General features: G+C 69.4%; 18 protein-coding genes and 1 pseudogene. 13 read left to right on the forward strand and 6 right to left on the reverse strand.

The features are described from left to right. Positions 1 to 135 precede the first annotated feature (135 nt). On the reverse strand, positions 136 to 1107 hold the full coding sequence (locus ACZ4IF_RS15470; RefSeq protein WP_467563086.1) for an Acg family FMN-binding oxidoreductase: 972 nt from the start codon (positions 1105 to 1107) through the stop codon (positions 136 to 138). 298 nt (positions 1108 to 1405) lie between these two features. Then, entirely contained in the window at positions 1406 to 2101 is a 696-nt protein-coding gene (locus ACZ4IF_RS15475) for a response regulator (RefSeq protein ID WP_467563088.1), read from the reverse strand. Between the two features lie 224 nt (positions 2102 to 2325). Here ACZ4IF_RS15475 and ACZ4IF_RS15480 point away from each other — a divergent pair, with 224 nt between their 5' ends. Beyond that, positions 2326 to 2913 (forward strand): Rv1733c family protein, encoded by a 588-nt coding sequence (locus tag ACZ4IF_RS15480; protein WP_467563090.1) that lies wholly within the window; start codon positions 2326 to 2328, stop codon positions 2911 to 2913. A gap of 398 nt (positions 2914 to 3311) precedes the next feature. Here the strand turns inward: ACZ4IF_RS15480 and ACZ4IF_RS15485 are convergent, their stop codons facing one another. The 3 genes from ACZ4IF_RS15485 to ACZ4IF_RS15495 form a co-directional block, all read right to left on the reverse strand. Further along, complete coding sequence (locus ACZ4IF_RS15485; protein WP_467563092.1) at positions 3312 to 4502, reverse strand: IS110 family RNA-guided transposase; 1191 nt, start codon at positions 4500 to 4502, stop codon at positions 3312 to 3314. Between the two features lie 486 nt (positions 4503 to 4988). Further along, positions 4989 to 5696, reverse strand: coding sequence for a CBS domain-containing protein (locus ACZ4IF_RS15490; protein ID WP_467563094.1), 708 nt, complete (start codon positions 5694 to 5696; stop codon positions 4989 to 4991). A 32-nt stretch (positions 5697 to 5728) separates the two neighbouring features. Next, a complete protein-coding gene (locus ACZ4IF_RS15495; protein WP_467563096.1) occupies positions 5729 to 6193 on the reverse strand; it encodes a Crp/Fnr family transcriptional regulator in 465 nt (154 codons plus the stop codon). Between the two features lie 195 nt (positions 6194 to 6388). Between ACZ4IF_RS15495 and ACZ4IF_RS15500 the strand changes: the two genes are divergently transcribed. Next, positions 6389 to 6598, forward strand: a complete 210-nt coding sequence (locus tag ACZ4IF_RS15500; protein ID WP_467563098.1) for a hypothetical protein — start codon at positions 6389 to 6391, stop codon at positions 6596 to 6598. Positions 6599 to 6693: 95 nt separating this feature from the next. Then, positions 6694 to 6846: pseudogene (locus ACZ4IF_RS15505) on the forward strand (pyruvate formate-lyase-activating protein); the annotation flags it as partial. 25 nt (positions 6847 to 6871) lie between these two features. Here ACZ4IF_RS15505 and ACZ4IF_RS15510 read toward each other — a convergent pair. After that, positions 6872 to 7747, reverse strand: coding sequence for an RNA-guided endonuclease InsQ/TnpB family protein (locus ACZ4IF_RS15510; RefSeq protein WP_467563100.1), 876 nt, complete (start codon positions 7745 to 7747; stop codon positions 6872 to 6874). 478 nt (positions 7748 to 8225) lie between these two features. Here ACZ4IF_RS15510 and ACZ4IF_RS15515 point away from each other — a divergent pair, with 478 nt between their 5' ends. From ACZ4IF_RS15515 to ACZ4IF_RS15560, 10 genes are all read left to right on the forward strand, one after another. Further along, the gene (locus ACZ4IF_RS15515) at positions 8226 to 8849 is read left to right on the forward strand and encodes a hypothetical protein (protein ID WP_467563102.1); all 624 of its coding nucleotides are present in this window, start codon (positions 8226 to 8228) and stop codon (positions 8847 to 8849) included. 154 nt (positions 8850 to 9003) lie between these two features. Then, complete coding sequence (locus ACZ4IF_RS15520; protein WP_467563104.1) at positions 9004 to 9909, forward strand: universal stress protein; 906 nt, start codon at positions 9004 to 9006, stop codon at positions 9907 to 9909. Positions 9910 to 9932: 23 nt separating this feature from the next. Next, on the forward strand, positions 9933 to 10955 hold the full coding sequence (gene adhP / locus ACZ4IF_RS15525) for an alcohol dehydrogenase AdhP (RefSeq protein WP_467563106.1): 1023 nt from the start codon (positions 9933 to 9935) through the stop codon (positions 10953 to 10955). Between the two features lie 5 nt (positions 10956 to 10960). Beyond that, a complete protein-coding gene (locus tag ACZ4IF_RS15530) occupies positions 10961 to 11827 on the forward strand; it encodes a universal stress protein (protein ID WP_467563107.1) in 867 nt (288 codons plus the stop codon). Between the two features lie 164 nt (positions 11828 to 11991). Then, the gene (locus ACZ4IF_RS15535; protein ID WP_467563109.1) at positions 11992 to 14373 is read left to right on the forward strand and encodes a phosphoketolase family protein; all 2382 of its coding nucleotides are present in this window, start codon (positions 11992 to 11994) and stop codon (positions 14371 to 14373) included. A gap of 31 nt (positions 14374 to 14404) precedes the next feature. Further along, positions 14405 to 15418 (forward strand): type I glyceraldehyde-3-phosphate dehydrogenase, encoded by a 1014-nt coding sequence (gap, locus tag ACZ4IF_RS15540; protein ID WP_467563111.1) that lies wholly within the window; start codon positions 14405 to 14407, stop codon positions 15416 to 15418. Between the two features lie 172 nt (positions 15419 to 15590). After that, entirely contained in the window at positions 15591 to 15938 is a 348-nt protein-coding gene (locus ACZ4IF_RS15545) for a hypothetical protein (protein ID WP_467563113.1), read from the forward strand. After that, the gene (locus ACZ4IF_RS15550) at positions 15935 to 16666 is read left to right on the forward strand and encodes a CBS domain-containing protein (RefSeq protein ID WP_467563115.1); all 732 of its coding nucleotides are present in this window, start codon (positions 15935 to 15937) and stop codon (positions 16664 to 16666) included. Before ACZ4IF_RS15545 ends, ACZ4IF_RS15550 begins: the two co-directional genes overlap by 4 nt. Before the next feature lie 16 nt (positions 16667 to 16682). After that, entirely contained in the window at positions 16683 to 17183 is a 501-nt protein-coding gene (locus ACZ4IF_RS15555) for a flavodoxin domain-containing protein (RefSeq protein ID WP_467563117.1), read from the forward strand. A 423-nt stretch (positions 17184 to 17606) separates the two neighbouring features. Further along, positions 17607 to 18677, forward strand: coding sequence for a zinc-dependent alcohol dehydrogenase family protein (locus tag ACZ4IF_RS15560; RefSeq protein WP_467563119.1), 1071 nt, complete (start codon positions 17607 to 17609; stop codon positions 18675 to 18677). Positions 18678 to 18753: the final 76 nt, after the last annotated feature.

Consider the following 18753-nt stretch of genomic DNA (forward strand, 5'->3'; position numbering starts at 1 on the left):
CCCTCAGTGCCTGCTCCGGCTGTCATGCGCTCCTGACCGCAGGTCGATGTCCTGGACGGGCACAGAATGTCTGTGCCCGGGCTCCTCTGTAGCGACCTCGTAGCTCAAGTTTCGCTTCAGCAGGTCAGACAGGGCCTATTGCGGCAGCAGGGCGTTGCCGGCGCGGGGCGTGCTCGGTCCCTGGGGACCGTACCCGAGGCGAATCACCATCTGTGCGTGAGAGCGACGGGCGTCTGTCAACGGCACCAGTTGGTCACGGAGGTCAGGCCATTCCAGTGCCTGGTGGAGAAGCGATGCCCGGATGCCCTGAGTGGTGGCGACGAGCAGGACCCGTTCCAGGGCTTGGCCGGCTCGGAGCCAGTCCGTGCGCCGGTCGTGCGCGGTGGACAGCACGGTGATCGACGGACGCTTTTCGAAGGGCTGGGCGGCGAGCACCTCCACGTGTCGATGGGCGCGGAAGTCCCGCATCGGGATGCGGTCCAGAAAGTCCTGGGGGCCGAGTACTTCGGGCGGCATGCCCAGGCCGGTGCCTTGCGCCTCGCCGACCCAGCGGCGGCTCTCCATGGCCCGGCTCGCATCCGTTGTGTTGCGGTGCTCTGCCTCCCTGGTGAGATTCAGGACACTGTTGGCCCTCACGGGCGTAAGGCGGTGCAGCAGGGCTCCTTCTGAGTGCGCTGCCTCGGCGAGTTCCGTGAGTACGGAACTGGGCGGCGGGCATTCCGAGAAGGGGAAGCGGCTGCTGTGTCGGCGCCACACTGCGTCGTAGAGAGAAGTGTGTGAGGAGGGCCTGGCGGAGCCGCCGAGGCGCACGGTGGCGAGCAGGTCCGGCTCGTCGGGGCGCGGGAGCAGTCGGGCCACCGGTTCCCAGCCGAAGTGCGCCACCGCGATCCGCAGATTCAACACCGCACAGCCGACGGACATGTGCAGTGCCCGCCCGGTCGGGTCGATGTGGCGAAGGCCGCGTTGCGCCGCCGCGCGGATCTCCAGCGTGAGAGTGTCCGGGTCCAGGCGGAAGCGCCAGGGCTGGGTGTTGTGGATCGAGGGGGCGGCCACGGCAGCGGAGACCAACGTCTCCAGAGTCGTTGCGTCGAGGACTGCGGTACGCATCGGGGGCTCCTCCCCGTCCTCCGCCAAGGGTGGCTTCGGGACTTCTCGGTGACCGAACCAGCTTGGTCTCCGGCATGCGGGGAGAGGGAGGGGCCGTCCGGCCCCGGCGTGGGTTCTGGACGGCCTAGGGGTTTTCGGTCGGATCGGCTCGGGTACGCGACGCCCGGCACGGCACCTCGCCGCGTTGTCGGACCAGCCGGGTACGCCCGGTACGCCGGTGATCCTCCGCCTTGCGAGGCACCGCACCGGACGCCGCGGCCCGATCCGAGCCGATCCGAACGAAACCCCTAGCCGGGACTCACTTGGGGCGGTCGCCGGTGTCCGGCTGCTCCAGGTGGGAGGCCATGACCGCGGCCTGGACGCGACGCTGGACACCGAGTTTGGCGAGCAGTCGCGAGATGTGGTTCTTGACCGTCTTCTCCGACAGGTAGAGCTGCTTCCCGATCTGGCGGTTGGTCAGCCCCTCCCCGATCAGGGTGAGGATTTCCCGCTCGCGGGGCGACAGGCTCGCCAGTTCCGGGGCGACGGTGGGAGGCTCGGCGGGATCGCGCAGGGAGCGCATCAGGCGCGCGGTGGTCGTGGGGTCGAGCATGGACTGGCCGGACGCGACCGTGCGCACGGCCGAGACCAGGTCGGAGCCTCTGATCTGCTTGAGGACATAACCCGAGGCCCCGGCCATGATGGCGTCCAGCAGGGCTTCCTCGTCGTCGAACGAGGTGAGCATCAGGCAGGCCAGCTCGGGCATTTGGCTGCGCAGCTCCCGGCAGACCGTGATGCCGTCGCCGTCCGGGAGCCGTACGTCGAGCACGGCGACGTGCGGCCGCAGGGCCGGGCCGCGGACCAGGGCATGTTCGACCGAGTCGGCGTCGCCGACCACCGAGATGTCCGATTCGGCGTCGAGCAGGTCGGTGATGCCGCGTCGTACGACCTCGTGGTCGTCCAACAGGAAGACACGGATCGGATCCTGCTCCGTGAAGGTGCGTGTCTCGGTCATGTCCACCCCTTGTTCCCGGTGACGGACGGGCTGCGGGTGCCCGTGACGACGATCATTGCTCGCCGGACCCCTATGGCATAGGGCCGACCGGCCCCACTCGGCTTCGAGATCCACCCTGTCCGGCCCCATGGTCACGGTCCGCCGGCCCCTGCCGTCCGACGGTCGGTTGGTGAGACCTTCCTTGCCGTACTCAGGTTCGTAGTACTCAGGAGGGGGTGTGACCTATGCGGAAGGAAGGGCACACGAAGGTCAGGGGCTGGCGGTGGCGGCGCAATCCGCTGCGACGGCACAGTGACGTGGTCGAAGCGCGGATCGTCCTCGCTGCCTGGGCGGCGGCGATCGTCGGCGGAGCCGTGGGCGGCGCGGTCGTGGCGCAGGCTGTGGATGGTGCGGTAGAGCACGATCGGATGGGGCGGAGGCCGGTGTCGGCCGTGATGGTGAGCGACGCACCGAGCGGGACACGGGACGTCACCACCGGCGTGAAGTACGACCACGTGACGGCCAAAGTGCGGTGGACCGACAACCACGGTGTCCTGCGGACCGACGAGACGACCGTCAAGGGCGGCAGCACCGCCGGAGCCACTGTCACTGTGTGGACCGATGGACGGGGGCACCTGGTGTCCGGGCCGATCGGATCGGCGGAGGCGACGGCACGCGTCGGGCTGGCCGGTGCGGGGGCGGGGCTCGCGGGTGGGCTGCTGGTTCTGACAGGCGGACTGATGGTCCGTCTGCGGATGGAACGGCGGGCCACGGAGCAGTGGGGCGTCGAGTGGGATCAGGTGGGACCGCAGTGGGGGCGCAAGACCAGCTGAACAGCGGTCTTCGAGAGTGGACGCACCTGGACGGACCAGCGACGGCCTACCGGTTTCAGCGGGAGCGCCGCGTAGCGGACCCTCATGCGGAGGCGCCGACGGAGCCGGTAGCGGACGTAAATGCCGCTTGACCGCGCTCAGTAGGCTGGGGCGCCACCACCGCCGTCGACAGCCGTGTCCGGATCATCACCCTGCTCACCCGACAGCGGCCCGAAGCCGTCCACGACATGACGGAGTCCGAGTGGGAGGACGTCAACGGCGTGGGGCCTGGTCGAGCATCGCGCGCGCAGCTGACCGCGCACTCCACGATCGGCGACAAGCTGCGCCGGCTCCTGCACGAGCTGGCCGGCCCCCCTCGCCAGCTGACGCCTCGACTCAGTGATTCCTAATGCTGTCTGTCAAGCCGCGAGGGCGGTGGGCGGCACGGGTTCGTAGGTTCGCCCGTCGCGGAGGAGGGCCCAAAGGACGTTGACGCGGCGGCGGGCCAGGGCGAGGACGGCCTGGATGTGGCGCTTGCCTTCGGCTCGTTTGCGTTCGTAGAACCGGCGGGAGTCCTCGCAGTGGCGGATGCTGAACAACGCGGAGATGTAGAAGACGCGTTGGAGTCGGCGGTTGTAGCGGCGCGGGCGACGAAGGTTGCCGCTGATCTTGCCCGAGTCGCGGGGCACGGGTGCGACGCCGCCGAAGCCGGCGAGGCGGTCTGCGGTGCCGAAGGCGGTCATGTCACCGCCGGTCGCGGCCAGGAACTCGGCACCGAGGATGACGCCCAGGCCGGGCATGCTGGTGATCACTTCGAAGTCCCGATGTTCGCGAAACCGGGCCTCGATCGTCTTGTCGAGCTCGGCGATCTGCTGGTTGAGGGCCGTCACTTCCCGGGCGAGCGTGTGCACCATCTGAGCGGTGAGTTTCTCGCCGGGCAGACTGGTGTGCTGGCGTCCGGCAGCTTCCAGAGCAATCTCGGCGAGCCGGTCGGCGCGCAGGACCTTGCGGTTGCGCAGCCAGGTCTCGAGCCGCTTTTTGCCTGTCCGGCGGAGGGAGGCCGGGGTCTGGTAGCCGGTCAGCAGGGTGAGCGGGCCGGTGTTGGTCAGGTCCAGTGCCCGCTCCAGGCCGGGGAAGATATCGGTGAGCTGAGCGCGGAGCCGGTTGACGGTGCGGGTGCGGTCGGCGACCAGGTCCGTGCGACGTCCGGTGAGGATCTTGAGGTCGGTGACGGTCTCGTCGCTGGTGCGTAAGCGTTGCAGGTCGCGGCGGATACGGGTCTGGTCGGCGATGACGGCGGCGTCTTTGGCGTCGGTCTTGCCCTCGCCACGGTAGCTCTCGCAGGCGCGGTGGATGGCCCGGCCGGAGATGTAGTGCACCGGCTGGCCATGGTCGAACAGGATCGTGATGGCCAGGGCGGCACCGCCGTCGGCCAGGTCGATGCCCCAGGTCACCTCGTCTCCCAGGGCCAGGACGTCGGTGAGGAGTTCGAGGAGTTCGGGTTCGTCGTTGGCGACGCGTCGTGACAGCAGCCGACGGCCGCTCTCGTCGATCGCAACGCAGTGGTGATGAGTTTTTCCTGCGTCGATGCCGGACCAGATCATGGCCATGTGGTGCCTCCGTGCGGTGTGCTGCTGATGCCTCCCGACGGACGACCTCGCTGTCGATTCCCTACTCAGCGATCATTCGCAATTCCTAATTGGCAGCCGAGTCGTCGTGGGGCGCCGGGCGGCCAATCACTGAAAGCCACTGGGGCAGAGCCTTTTGAACCACACCCGGCACCCCTGGGTGGGTGAACCATACGAGGGGCTCACCACGTCCCGCAGAACAACGTAGGGAGCCCTTTCCAACCTCATGCGCAGCCGAGGCAGTTGACCTGGCAAGCGGACGAAGCCGCTCACAGACGGATTTTCGGCCAAGAGAACCGTCTCCACCAAGAGACCTGTCATGCTCGCTCACCCGTCCGGCGCCGACATCTCCAGCTCTGCCCTCCGCTTCCGCGCCGCCCGCCCGGCATCCGTTGCCGAAGGCGTGATGCTCGTGCGTGTGGCCCCGTCGTCGAGGCGGGGCCACACGCACGAACGCTGTTCACACCGTTACACCGGACCGGAACTTCCTGTACCTCCCGGTGCCACCGAAGTGCTCGATGAGTCGTCCGGCCCGCGGCCTTCCAACTCGAAGTCCACGTCCACAACGCCCTCGACGGCGCGCACGAGGCGGGCGGCCACGGGAATCAGAGACGAGTCGCGGACGTGGCCGGCAAGCTTGACCACTCCGTCGTGCACTTCCACGCGGACTGTCGAGCCCGGGGTGGGGAGAAGGTAGGCCACGATCTCGCGGCGTACCTCTTCGGCGATCTCCTCATCGTCTCGCAGGAACACCTTGAGGAGGTCGGCCCTGCTGACGATGCCTTGCAGCATGCCCAGCTCGTCGACCACGGGGAGCCGCTTGATCCTGGAGTGCGCCAGGGTGCGGGCGGCCTTGGCGAGGATGGTATCCGGGCGAGTGGTGAGGGCCGGGGAGGTCATCAGCTCCTCTGCGGTGAGCGCGCCGGCCTTCGCCAGGTCCTTCAGACGCCGCAGCTGCGTGTACCGGTCGGGGTCGCTGTCGCGGAACTCCTCCTTCGGCAGCAGATCGGCCTCGGAGACGACGCCGACGACGCGACCCTCGCCCTCAAGGACCGGCAGGGCGCTGACCTTCCAGTCCTGCATCAGCCGCACGATCTGCTTGAAGGTGGCCTTGCGGCCGACGGCGGCGACCGTTCGGGTCATGACGTCGCTGACGATGTGCGGGGTGCCGTGCATGGTGACTCCTTCTCGCATCGACCGGGGCGGGTTCAGACATGGACGCCGGCGCCGTACGGGCCGTACAGGTCCATCAGCCGGGTGCGGGAGGAACGCAGGCGGTGGGCGAGCACGTCACCGACCCACTGAGCCATGTTGTTGCCCATGGCCGGGTCTTCCTGGCACATCAGACGCACGGCGGTGGCGTCGAACTCGTACGCCCTCACCGGGGTGACCGCCTCGGCGCCCAGGTGCCACACGTGTGGTGTGAACAGCCAGGACCAGCCGATGAGTTCGTTGTGCCGGAGGGTCTCGACAACTGCGGCGCGACGACCGGGCACATGCATGTCGAGCTCGACCGTGCCACTGCGGATGATCCAGAACCGGTCGGCCTTGCCGCCCTCCTCGAACAGGCGGGTGCCTTGCGGAAACGCCACCTCGCGGGCGACGCGCATCAGCCGTTGCCGGTGGTCGGCGGGTAGCCCGCGCAACATGCTGGGTGTAGGGGTGGTGATCACGGCGTGCCTCCCGACGCGATGTAGGAACTGCATGGCCAGCGTGTGTCCACGTCCGGCAGCAGGGCCATGGGCCACCCGGGGCCATCGATCGGGCCGCTCGGCTCCGGCAGGAAGACCTCCGGCACCCTGTGTCCAGGTTGGCTCGGCTGTTCCATGAAGGTGTGAGACGACCCCCCGTCGGAGGAGGTGAGCACTGTGGGTACCTCACTGACTCCCGACTTCTGGAAGTCGTTCGCCCTTCTCTTGGTGATCTCCATGGCAGCCACCTTCGTGGTGAGCGCTGCCCTCGATGCGCTGGTCCTGCGACTGCGGCAACGCCGTCGGCAACGTCAGCTGCCCGCCGGTCGCCCGGACGGGGCACTTCGCATTCCCAACCAGCCCAAGCAGACCCTGATGCATCACTGAAGCGCACAGACCGACGCGACCTCGCCCTCTCCTGGTGATCGCGTCGGCCTGTTCCCGGTCAGCGGTCCCGGTGGGCCCGGTTGATGATGCCCACCCGCGTGGACGTCTTGCCGTTCCACCAGCTCGGCGCCGCGAAGTACGAAGCCCTCGGCGTTCCGTTCCCTTTGAACGACACCCCGAGTCCGGTCCAGGAGTCGGTCGAGCGGGTGCGGGAGCAGTTCCGCGCGCATGGCCTGGCGGCCTACTGAACAGGGTTGAGTGGGGATGTACGGCTCAGGCTGCCGCCTGGGCCGGCAGCCCAGGCGGTCTCACGCCCTCGACACCGTCCGGGTCCAGACCTGCCCGGATGAGCATCACGCGGGCGGAGTTCTTGTCCCGGGGGGACACGGCCCCGCACGCGGTGCAGGCATACGTTCGTTCTGACAGAGGCAGCGCGTGCTTGGTTCTCGCTCCGCACTGCGCACAGTCCGTGGTGGTGTGCGCGGGATGCACCAGGCGGACGTTCCGCCCGTGCTTGCGGCCCATCTCGATCAGCGCCTTCTTGGTGGCACCGATGGCGGCATCGGCCGCCTTACGGGCCATGGTGGTCCTCGCGAGGAACTGCGGCCTGAAGTCCTCCACCGCCACGACGCCATGGTCGCGCATCACGGACTTCGCCCACTTGCGGGCGGCGTCCTCACGCTGCCGGGCCACCTTCTTGGGCAGTTTCGCGATCTTCATCTGCGCGCTGCGATATCCCTTCGACGCGGGCTGTCCCTTCGGGCGCCGGCGGCGGGCCATCATCCGCTGATAGCGGGCAAGTCCCTGCGCGGCCTTGCGGCCGTACCCCGGGTGCGGCAGACGGCCGTCCTTGAGGCCGAAACCACGGCGGGTGTAGTTCAGGCTCGGCCGGCCATCCCGCTTCTTCTTCCAGCGCGGCATCCCAGCACGCCGATGGAGCGGCAGACCGTCCTTGATGTCCTTCAAGGCCTTCCCACGGGACCTGGCGAAGTCACGAATCACCTGCTGCTGCACAACACTCGCGCCCTGCGCCAGCCACGGCGTCACCCTCCGCGCCCGGGGCTGCATCCTGTCGCGCTGCGCCGGACCGCACGTCAACTTCTCACCCATCGCCTTGCTCTGCTGGTGCACCGCCTTGGACTTGGCCACCCACTCGTTCCACCCACCGGCACCGCGCCCACTCCGCTTCCAGGGCACGACGAGCCGCCGCCGACAGACGGAACGGAACGTGAAACGGGCCAGGCCCCCCCGAAATCCGCGCTGCTGTCGTCATGCACCCGAACCTGGCCGGAAGGACTGACAGTCGAGAATCCTTGATCATCCCTGCACTGCTCCCAGGGATCCGATCCCTCACCGGCTGACGACCGGGGCCTCCTCGATGGAAGCCGAGTCGTCATCCCTGTCCGGGTCGGGCTGGATACGCCTGCCCCTCTGGTTCCTCGACCTGGGTCGGCGCCCGCCCACCGCCGCTGGTGTCGCGACCCCCAACGGACCCTGCAGACAGGGACGTTCAGCCCCACGGGCGCAGACCTTCGGCATCCGGTAGCGGTGCCCTGACGAGACGAGAGTGAGGGGCGTCAGATACCGAACGGACAGAGATCCGCTCCTCCTCGAAGGGATCACCGCCATGGCCATGCACGAGCACTCTCACCGGAGTCCCGGCCTCCACCTGCCGTCCTTCCGCAGGGACCGGTCCGCTTCCGAATCCGCCGTGTCGGCACGCACCGACACGAACACCGCGCAGGCCTACGCCTTCTCGTCCCTGCGCCTGCTCACCGGATTCGTCTTCTTGTGGGCCTTCCTCGACAAGACGTTCGGCCTCGGCTACGCCACGCCCTCCGGCAAGGGTTGGATCGACGGCGGCTCGCCGACCAAGGGCTTCCTCGGCTCCGTCGCCGCTGGGCCCATGAAGTCCACGTTCCACTCCTGGGCTGGCGCCCCCTGGGCGGACTGGCTGTTCATGCTCGGTCTGCTCGGGATCGGGGTCGCGCTGATCGCGGGGGTGGCGCTGCGCTTTGCCGCCGTCGCGGGCACCTTCATGATGGCGCTGATGTGGATCGCCGAGTGGCCGCCCGCCAAGCACCTCTCGGACGGCTCGGCGAGCATGTCGACGAACCCGTTCGTGGACTACCACCTCATCTACGCCGTCGTCCTGATCGCCCTGGCCGCCGCCTCGGCCGGCGACACCCTCGGTCTCGGCCGGATCTGGGCCAAGCTCCCGCTCGTCCGCCACAGCCGCTGGCTGCGGTGACCGCGACAGGCACGGCGGGCCGCTCGGTGGGGCCGCCGTGCCGAGCCGCGGGGCAGGGCCGTTCGATCCCCCTGCAGGGACCTGCGGCCCCTGCCGCGTGCCTCATGCGAAGACGAAGCTCGAATCGGAACCCCCGATCCAGGATGTGGAGACCATGACGCGCACCGTCACCGTCGGCCTCGACGGCTCTCCCGAGAGCCGCGCTGCGGCCGAATGGGCGGCCCGCGAGGCACAGTTGCTCGGCCTGCCACTGAAGCTGGTGCAGGTCCGGGAGCCAGTACCGAGCCCCATGGCACAGGCACCGCTTCTCGGCCCCGAGGCCCATCAGCACGGGACCGAGGGGATCCCTCGTGAGGCAGCCGAGGGCATACGACTGCGTCACCCCGGACTCGACGTGTCCACCGAGCAGTTGACGGGCCGGCCTGCCGACGTCCTGGCCGGCCCGGCGCAGGAAGCCGAGTTGCTGGTCCTCGGCTCCCGTGGACTGAGCGGGGTCGGCGGGTTCATGGTCGGCTCGGTCGGCCTGTCGGTCCTCGCGCGCACCGAGCGGCCGGTCGTGCTGGTCCGCGCCGGGGAACAGGCCGCAGACGAACACGAGATGGACCAGGCCGGCATCCCGTCCGCCGCAACCGCGTTCCGACCCGTCGTCCTCGGCCTCGACATCGCGAGCCCCGACGACGCCCTGATCGCCTTCGCCTTCGCGGCGGCCGCCCGCCGTGGCACTTCCCTGCGGGTCGTGCACGGCTGGAACCCACCCCCGTACTACGCCTACGGGCCGGCCACCGACCTGGAGTTGCACGGGGCTCTGGCACGTCAGGAGGACACCGACCTGGCCCAGGTCCTGGGCCCGTGGCGCGACAAGCACCCCGACGTCGAGGTCACCGAGGAGTCGCTCTACGGCACTCCTGGCAGCCACCTCGTCGACGCCTCCCGCGCGGCCTCCCTGGTCGTCGTCGGCCGCCGCATCCGTCGCGGCCCGCTCGGCGCCCACATCGGCTCCGTCACCCACGCCGTTCTGCACCACTCCACCGCCCCCGTCGCCGTCGTCCCGCACGGCTGACTCACCCCTGAGGAGCAGAAATCATGAAGGCAGCGGTCGTCAGAGCCTTCGGTGAGCCCCTGGTCATGGAGGAGCGCCCCGACCCCGAGCCCGGCCCTGGCCAGGTCGCCATCCGTCTGGAGGCGTCCGGTCTGTGCCACACCGACATCCACGCCGCCCACGGCGACTGGCCCGTCAAGCCGGACCCGCCCTTCGTCCCGGGCCACGAGGGCGTCGGTCTCGTCGAGAAGCTGGGCGACGGCGTCACCCACCTGGCCGTCGGACAGCGGGTCGCCGTGCCGTGGCTCGGCAAGACCTGCGGGCGGTGTGAGCACTGTCTGTCCGGCTGGGAGACGCTGTGCGAGCAGCAGATCAACACCGGCTACGGATGTGACGGCGGGTACGCCGAGAAGATGCTGGCCTGGGCCGACTTCGCCCAGCCCGTGCCGGACGGCGTGAGTGCCGTGGATGCCGCTCCGCTGACCTGCGCAGGCGTGACCACGTACAAGGCGCTCAAGGTCGCCGGCGTGCGGCCCGCGCAGCTCGTCGCGATATCCGGTGTCGGCGGGCTCGGGCACCTGGCCGTGCAGTACGCGAAGATCGCCGGAGCCACCGTCGCCGCCATCGACGTCACCGACGAGAAGCTCGAACTCGCCACCGAGCTCGGCGCCGACATCGTGATCGACGCCCGCAAGGACGATGTCGGCCAGGTACTCATGCGACATGGGGGTGCCCACGCGGCCCTTGCCCTCGCGGTGAACGACGCGGCCTTCGAGGCCGCGGGCTCAGGCCTGCGGCGCGGTGGCAAGTTGGTCATGGTGGCCCTGCCGGCACACGGCACGGTCCGAGTGCCCATCTTCGAGGCCGTCCTGAACGGGACGAGCGTGATCGGCTCGATCGTCGGCACCCGGCAGGACCTCAGGGAGGTCTTCCAACTGCACGCCGCCGGCCGGACCAGGGTCATCAGCGAGACCCGCCCGCTGTCTGCTGTCAACGAGTCGATCGACGAGGTGCTGCGCGGCCAGGTCAAGGGGCGGATCGTCTTCGAGTTCGGCACGGGACGGTGAGCGCCATGGACCTCCCGATCGTCGTCGGCGTCGACGGCTCCGAGCCGAGCCTGCGGGCCGTCGACTGGGCGGCGGACGAGGCCGCACTGCGCGGACTGCCGCTACGGCTCGTGAACGCCTCGCAGTGGGAGCGGTACGAGGGCACCCATCTCGCCGAGGACCTGGGCAAGCCCTCCGAGCAGGTGATGGCCGAGGACATCGTCGATGCCGCTGTATCGCGGGCTCGTGGCCGACACCCCGATCTGGAGATCTCTGCGGAGGTGCTTCCCGAGGAACCCGAATACGTGTTGGTGCGGGAGAGCCGGACCGCTTCCCTGCTGGTGACGGGTACTCGAGGCCGCAGCGGTCTCGCCGAGGCGCTGCTGGGCTCCGTGAGCCTGACCGTGGCCGGGCACGCGCACTGCCCGATGATCGTCGTGCGGGGCGACAACCCGGCCACGTCCGGGACGTACGGCCGCATCGTCGTGGGAGTCGGGGAGAAGCCGTGGGGCTCGGCGGCTGTCCGCTTCGCCGTTGACGAGGCACGGCGGCGCGGAGTGTCGGTGGAGGCCGTACGGGCCTGGAGGTGCCCCGCACACGAGACCGCAGACCATCCGCTGCTGGCCGGGGAACCTGCCCGGCTGCACGAACAGCAGGCGGTGGACACGTTGACGGAGGCGCTCCAGGAGGCCCCCGCCGATGTAGAGGTACACCGCCGCACGGCCGAGGCCCACGCCCGCACCGTTCTCGTGGACGCCTCGGGAAACGCCGACCTCGTCGTCATCGGGGCCCGGCGTCGCCCGAGGCACTTCGGGCTCCAGATGGGCCGCGTGGCCCATGGTGTGCTGAACCACTCCGCCTGCCCGGTCGTCATCGTGCCCGAACCGGCGTGATCCCGAACGTGGTAGCTCACATACTCGCCGCGTGGTCGGGAACGTAGGCCGGCAGATCACTGGGCGAGCCCAGTAGTTCGCGCTCGTGGCTCGTGTGCGGCAGCGCCGCCGTCGCCTTGCCCCTCCTCGTCCGACGACCCAGTCCATGACTTCCGGAGTCAACCATGCCCAAGGTCGAACACTTCGACGCCAACCCGCCTTCCGACGAGGAACTGCGCAGTTTGCACGCCCACTGGCGCGCTGCCAACTACCTGGCCGCAGGGCAGATCTACCTCATGGCCAACCCGCTGCTCACCGAGCCCCTGAGGCCGGAGCACATCAAGCCGCGGCTGCTCGGCCACTGGGGGACCTCACCCGGGCTGAACCTCGTGTACACCCATCTCAACCGCGTGGTCAAGGCTCGAGACCTCGACGCGTTGTGCGTATGGGGCCCCGGGCACGGCGGCCCCTCCGTGCTCGCCAACTCGTGGCTGGAGGGCAGCTACAGCGAGACATACCCTGACGTGTCGCGGGACGCCCCGGGCATGGAACGGCTCTTCCGGCAGTTCTCGTTCCCGGGCGGCGTGCCCAGCCATGTCGCTCCGGAGACCCCGGGGTCCATCCATGAGGGCGGTGAGCTCGGCTACTCGCTCTCGCACGCCTACGGCGCCGCCTTCGACAACCCCGGCCTGCTGGTCGCTTGTGTGATCGGTGACGGCGAGGCGGAGACCGGGCCGCTGGCCGCCTCCTGGCACTCCAACAAGTTCCTCGACCCGGTACACGACGGGGCCGTCCTGCCGATCCTGCACCTCAACGGCTACAAGATCGCGAACCCGTCCGTGCTCTCCCGGCTCCCGGAGTCCGAGCTCGACACCCTGCTGCGCGGATACGGTCACGAGCCCCTCCACGTCAGCGGCGACGACCCCATCCAGGTGCACCGGGACATGGCCGCGGCGTTCGACACGGCGTTGGACCGCATTGCGCTGATGCAGCGGTCGGCCCGAGAGGACGGCGTCCCCGGGCGTGTCCACTGGCCGCTGATCGTGCTGCGCACCCCGAAGGGCTGGACCGGACCCGCCGAGGTCGACGGAGAGCCGGTCGAGGGCACCTGGCGTGCGCACCAGGTGCCGCTCGCCGGGGTCCGAGAAAATCCGGAACATCTACGGCAGTTGGAGGCGTGGCTGCGTTCGTACCGGCCCGAGGAGCTGTTCGACGCCGAGGGCCGGCCCGTCGCGGACGTGCTCGCCTGCGTCCCCGACGGTGCACGGCGGCTCGGCTCCAACCCACACGCCAACGGCGGCCTCCTCGTCCGCGACCTGCCGATCCGTTCCATCGACACCTTCGCCGTTCCGGTCGAGAAGCCGGGCACGACGTTGCACGAACCGACGAGGATTCTCGGTGACCTGCTGGAACAGGTCATGAAGGACACCTCCGGACGCCGTGACTTCCGGGTCGTCGGCCCGGACGAGACGGCGTCCAACCGGCTGCAGGCCGTCTTCGCTGCCAGCGGCAAGGCCTGGCAGGCCCAGCACCTGCCGGTGGACGAACACCTCGACCGGCACGGACGGGTGATGGAGATCCTCTCCGAGCACCTGTGCCAGGGCTGGCTGGAGGGCTATCTCCTCACCGGCCGACACGGGCTGTTCTCCTGCTACGAGGCGTTCGTGCACATCGTCGACTCGATGGTCAACCAGCACATCAAATGGCTCAGGACGTCACGGGAGTTGCCGTGGCGCGCCCCCATCGCCTCCCTCAACTACCTGCTGACCTCGCACGTGTGGCGCCAGGACCACAACGGCTTCTCCCACCAGGACCCGGGATTCGTCGACCACGTCCTCAACAAGAGCCCCGAGGTCGTCCGTGTCTACCTGCCGCCGGACGCCAACACGCTGCTGTCCGTCTCCGACCACGCACTGCGCAGCCGCGACTACGTCAATGTGATCGTGGCGGGCAAACAGCCCTGCTTCGACTGGCTGTCCATGGACCAGGCCCGCAACCACTGCGCGCGCGGCGCGGGCATCTGGGACTGGGCGGGCACCGAGAACGGCACCGAACCGGACGTCGTCCTGGCCTGCGCCGGCGACGTCCCCACCCAGGAAGTGCTGGCCGCGGCACAACTGCTGCGGCGCCACCTCCCGCAGCTCTCCGTCCGCGTCGTGAACGTCGTCGACATGACCCGGCTCCTGCCGCGCGAGGAACATCCGCACGGGATGAGCGACTTCGAGTACGACGGACTGTTCACCCGGGACAAGCCGGTGATCTTCGCCTACCACGGCTACCCCTGGCTGATCCACCGCCTCGCCTACCGGCGCGCCGGCCACCGGAACCTGCATGTGCGCGGCTACAAGGAGTCGGGCACCACGACCACGCCGTTCGACATGGTGGTCCGCAACGACCTGGACCGCTACCGGCTGGTCATGGACGTCATCGACCGCGTCCCCGGCCTCGCGGTACGGGCCGCGGCGGTACGCCAGACGATGGCCGACGCGCGCACCCGCCACCACGCCTGGATCCGCGAGCACGGCACCGATCTGCCCGAGGTCGCCGACTGGACCTGGAACGCCTGAACACCCCTGACCCGCGAAGGAGTTCACTGCCATGACTGTACGCGTAGGCATCAACGGCTTCGGCCGTATCGGGCGCGCCTACCTGCGCGCGGCCCTCGACCGCGCCGAGGCGGGCACCCTGGACGTCAAGGTGGTCGCTGTCAACGACATCACCGCGCCCGCCACCCTGGCCCACCTGCTGGAGTACGACTCGACGTTCGGACGCATCGGACGCGAGGTCGTCCACGACGACAGCTCGATCACCGTCGACGGCCGGCGCATCGACGTCACCGCCGAACGCGACCCGGCAGCCCTGCGCTGGTCCGACTACGGCGCCGACATCGTCATCGAGTCCACCGGACACTTCCGGGACCGCGACTCGGCCGCCCTGCACCTGAAGGGCGGCGCCCACTCGGTGCTGCTGTCGGCGCCCGGCAAGGGCGCGGACACCACCATCGTCATGGGCGTCAACGACGACACCTACGACCGAAACAGCCACCGGATCATCTCGGCCGCCTCCTGCACCACCAACTGCGCTGCCCCCATGGTGAAAGTGCTGCACGAGAACTTCGGCATCGAGCGTGGCATGCTGACCACCATCCACGGCTACACCAATGACCAGGCCCTCCTCGACAGCCCGCACAAGGACCTGCGTCGGGCCCGCTCGGCGGCGCTCAGCATCATCCCGACCAGCACGGGCGCCGCCCGCGCCGTCGGCCTGGCGGTGCCGGAGCTGGCGGGCGCACTGGACGGGATCGCCGTCCGGGTGCCGGTGGAGGACGGTTCCCTCACCGACCTCGCCGTGGTCCTGAACCGCGAAGCGACCATGGGCGAGATCAACGAGGCGTTCGCCGTGGCCGCCGAGGGCCCGCTCAATGGCATCCTGCGTGTGTCCAAGGCGCCGATCGTGTCCCGTGACGTCATCGGCGACCCGGCCTCCTGCATCTTCGACCCGGCCCTCACACAGACCAACGGCACCCTCGTCAAGGTCTTCGGCTGGTACGACAACGAGTGGGGTTACACCAACCGGCTGCTCGACCTCACGGCCCTCGTCGCCGACGACTGACCACTCCGGAGGGGACCGGTGCCACCGATCACCGGTCCCCTCCGCATGCCTGGAACGACCAGCGGAGAACCTTGGGCCGACCGGTCCCCGAGCGGCCCCGGACAGCCCCTGGGACCCCTCTCCGATCCGCTGGATGCTCGAAGTGCCGTAAGAGGCCTGGAGGAGATTCCCGATGACGGACGACGTGCTCAATCGATCGCCGGTCCACGCCCTGCTCGCGGACGGCACCACCGTGTGCCTCCGCCCCGCGGCGCCGGTCGACGACGATCAACTGAACGGGTTCTACGAGGAGATGTTCCCGGAGAACCTACAGCTCAGGTTCTCCTCCACGAGCCGCCGCTCGCGCACCGCGGACGCCGCCACCCGCACCATGACCCGCCAGGCCCTGTTCACCCGAGCCGGCATCGCACCGACCCGCTCGGCCGGTGAACTCCTCGAGACCGCATCCCGAGACGCCTGCTGCCGCGTCGGCCCCACAACCCCTATCTGCGCCGCCTGCGCCGAGGAGGAAAAGCCATGAAACACAACAAGGTCGGCACCGTCATGACGACTGACGTCGTCCGGGCCGAGTACGGTACCCCGTTCAAAGAGGTCGCACGCTTGCTGGCCGACCGACGGATCAGCGGGCTGCCGGTCGTCGACGAGGACGACAAGGTGATCGGGGTCGTCTCCGAGACAGACCTGATGGTGCGCCAGGCTGCGACCCCGGACCCCTTCGAGCCTCCGCGTCGTCGGCGGCTCGCGGCGCTCACGCGCAAGGCCCGGCTACAGGCCGCGAAGGCGAGGGCCCGCACTGCCGGACAGCTGATGACGGAACCCGCGGTCACGGTGCACGCCGACGACAGCATCGTCGAGGCCGCCCGGACCATGGCCCAGCGGCGCGTGGAGCGGCTGCCGGTCCTCGACGATGCCGACCGGCTGGTCGGCATCGTCACCCGTCGTGACCTGCTCCAGGTTTTCCTGCGGCCCGACGCGGAGATCCGCGAGCAGGTCGTCCAGCAGGTGCTGACGAACGCCTTGTGGATACCGCCGCGCAGCATCGACGTCTCCGTCACGGAAGGGGTCGTCACCCTCACCGGCCAGATGGAACGCAAGAGCGAGACGGAGATCGCCGTCTCGATGACCCGCCAGATCGACGGTGCGGTCGCCGTGGTCGACAAGCTCACCTATCGGCTGGATGACGCACGGCTGCAGCCCGACGAACAGGCCCTGCACGGCGTGGCCGACGACTGGCTGCGCCGGCTGTGAAAGGAGGCGGACCACCATGACCGCCAAGGTGCTGGTGGCATACGGAACCACGAACAGGTCGACCGCGCGTATAGCCGAGGCCGTCGCGGACGTCCTGCGCAAGGACGGGCTGACTGTGGATGCCCTCCCCGCCCGGTCAGTGAACAGCGTGTCCTCGTACGACGCCGTCGTGGTCGGCGGCGGCCTGTACGCAGGACGCTGGCACAAGGACGCCCGTCGCTTCGTCCGGCGTCACCGTGAGGCTCTCGCCGCACGCCCGCTCTGGCTCTTCAGCAGCGGCCCCCTGGACGCCTCGGCCTCGGAGCGGGACATCCCGCCCGTGTCCGGCGTGAAGAAGGCCATGACGCAGCTGGACGCCCGGGAACACGTCACCTTCGGCGGCTGCCTGGAGGACGGCGCGAAGGGGTTCGTGGCCCGGATGATCCTGCGCTCCGGGAAGGGTGGGGACTTCCGGGACTTCGACCGGATCGAGGAGTGGGCCGCCCGCGTGGCCGGAGAGCTGTCGGGCGGCAAGTAGCGACGAACGGGAGCGGCCTCGGCGCTCGGATTCCCGGGCGCCGAGGCCCTTCTCCATGTCGATCTACGGGCGCGCTGAATTCACGGCTGTCATAGGGTTGTTCGGCCTATGGCGGCCGAGCGGCGGCCGACGTTCGAAGCACGGACAAGTGCCTCGTGCACGCGGCCGGACAGCGCGAACGGCCGAACCGTCCCTGGAGGCTGGGCGCGGTGGGCCCCGGAACATCCGTGCGGATGCCGCGCGCAACCGGCGCCGTCAGGCCGGCGATGTGGCCCGACCGGCCCAAGCCGTCCGCCCACACGGAGTCCACGCTGGACTTGCGGGGCAAATCCTGCGCGGGGGCGGCGTCAGGCTCCAACTGGTCGCCGGGACCTCACAGCCGGAACCGGGCTCCGCAGCCGATCGAGTGGAGTGAGGAGCGCCATGAAAGCCTTCGTGTTCCACGGCGCCGGACAGTCCGCCTGGGAAGAGGCCCCGGACCCGGCCATCAAGGAACCCACCGACGCGATCGTGCGCGTCGGGACCGTCACCATCTGCGGCACGGACCTGCACATCCTCAAGGGCGACGTCCCCGAGGTGCGCCCCGGCACCGTGCTGGGGCACGAGGCCGTCGGTGAGATCGTCGAGACCGGCAGCGACGTCCGCACCGTACGGCCGGGTGACCGGGTCCTGGTCTCCTGCATCAGCGCGTGCGGTCGCTGCGTCTACTGCCGTCAGGGAACGTACGGTCAGTGCCGTGACGGCGGGGGCTGGATCCTCGGCCACCTGATCGACGGCACCCAGGCCGAGTACGTCCGCGTCCCCTACGCCGACCTGTCCGTGCACCCCCTGCCCGCCACCATGGACAGCAAGGATGCCGTCCTGCTGGCCGACATCTTCCCCACCTCGTACGAGGTCGGGGTGCTGAACGGACGTGTGCGTCCCGGAGACACAGTCGTCGTGGTCGGCGCCGGTCCCATCGGTCTGGCTGCGATCGCAACGGCTCGTCTGTTGAGCCCCGAGCGGATCGTCGCCGTGGACCTGGCCGCCGCCCGGCTGGAGGCCGCCCGCAAGCTCGGCGCCGATGCAGTGGCTGACCCAGGGGAGACTCCCGAACAGCTGATCGCCGACCTGACGGACGGGCTCGGAGCGGATGTCGTGATCGAGGCCGTAGGCGTCCCGGAGAGTTTCGAGCTGTGCACTCGCATGGTTCGACCGGGTGGCCACGTCGCCAACGTCGGCGTGCACGGTGCACCGGCCACCCTGCACCTCGAGGACCTGTGGATCAAGAACGTCACCATCACCACCGGCCTGGTCGACACCTACTCCACCCCCACCCTGCTGCGGATGGCCGCTGCCGGACGGCTGCCCACCACGCAGCTGGTGACCCACACCTTCCCGCTCGACCACATGGAGGAGGCGTACGACGTCTTCGCCCGCGCCGCCGACACCGGCGCCCTCAAGGTCGTGCTCGGAGGAGCGCAGCACGAGACCGTCGCCGTGCGCGCGATCTGATCGACGAACGTGACGACCATGCCCGAGCGGACCGGAACCGACACCGCAAGGACTGCGGAGCGGTCGCTGGGCGATC

This window comes from Streptomyces sp. NPDC025784, from assembly GCF_055558435.1.

Bases quoted from the DNA above. Each gene is read 5' to 3' on its own strand.
- ACZ4IF_RS15470 (WP_467563086.1), bottom strand. From the start codon at position 1,107: ATGCGTACCGCAGTCCTCGACGCAACGACTCTGGAGACGTTGGTCTCC.
- ACZ4IF_RS15475 (WP_467563088.1), bottom strand. From the start codon at position 2,101: ATGACCGAGACACGCACCTTCACGGAGCAGGATCCGATCCGTGTCTTC.
- ACZ4IF_RS15480 (WP_467563090.1), top strand. From the start codon at position 2,326: ATGCGGAAGGAAGGGCACACGAAGGTCAGGGGCTGGCGGTGGCGGCGC.
- ACZ4IF_RS15485 (WP_467563092.1), bottom strand. From the start codon at position 4,502: ATGGCCATGATCTGGTCCGGCATCGACGCAGGAAAAACTCATCACCAC.
- ACZ4IF_RS15490 (WP_467563094.1), bottom strand. From the start codon at position 5,696: ATGCACGGCACCCCGCACATCGTCAGCGACGTCATGACCCGAACGGTC.
- ACZ4IF_RS15515 (WP_467563102.1), top strand. From the start codon at position 8,226: ATGGCCATGCACGAGCACTCTCACCGGAGTCCCGGCCTCCACCTGCCG.
- ACZ4IF_RS15520 (WP_467563104.1), top strand. From the start codon at position 9,004: ATGACGCGCACCGTCACCGTCGGCCTCGACGGCTCTCCCGAGAGCCGC.
- adhP (WP_467563106.1), top strand. From the start codon at position 9,933: ATGAAGGCAGCGGTCGTCAGAGCCTTCGGTGAGCCCCTGGTCATGGAG.
- ACZ4IF_RS15530 (WP_467563107.1), top strand. From the start codon at position 10,961: ATGGACCTCCCGATCGTCGTCGGCGTCGACGGCTCCGAGCCGAGCCTG.
- ACZ4IF_RS15535 (WP_467563109.1), top strand. From the start codon at position 11,992: ATGCCCAAGGTCGAACACTTCGACGCCAACCCGCCTTCCGACGAGGAA.
- gap (WP_467563111.1), top strand. From the start codon at position 14,405: ATGACTGTACGCGTAGGCATCAACGGCTTCGGCCGTATCGGGCGCGCC.
- ACZ4IF_RS15545 (WP_467563113.1), top strand. From the start codon at position 15,591: ATGACGGACGACGTGCTCAATCGATCGCCGGTCCACGCCCTGCTCGCG.
- ACZ4IF_RS15550 (WP_467563115.1), top strand. From the start codon at position 15,935: ATGAAACACAACAAGGTCGGCACCGTCATGACGACTGACGTCGTCCGG.
- ACZ4IF_RS15555 (WP_467563117.1), top strand. From the start codon at position 16,683: ATGACCGCCAAGGTGCTGGTGGCATACGGAACCACGAACAGGTCGACC.
- ACZ4IF_RS15560 (WP_467563119.1), top strand. From the start codon at position 17,607: ATGAAAGCCTTCGTGTTCCACGGCGCCGGACAGTCCGCCTGGGAAGAG.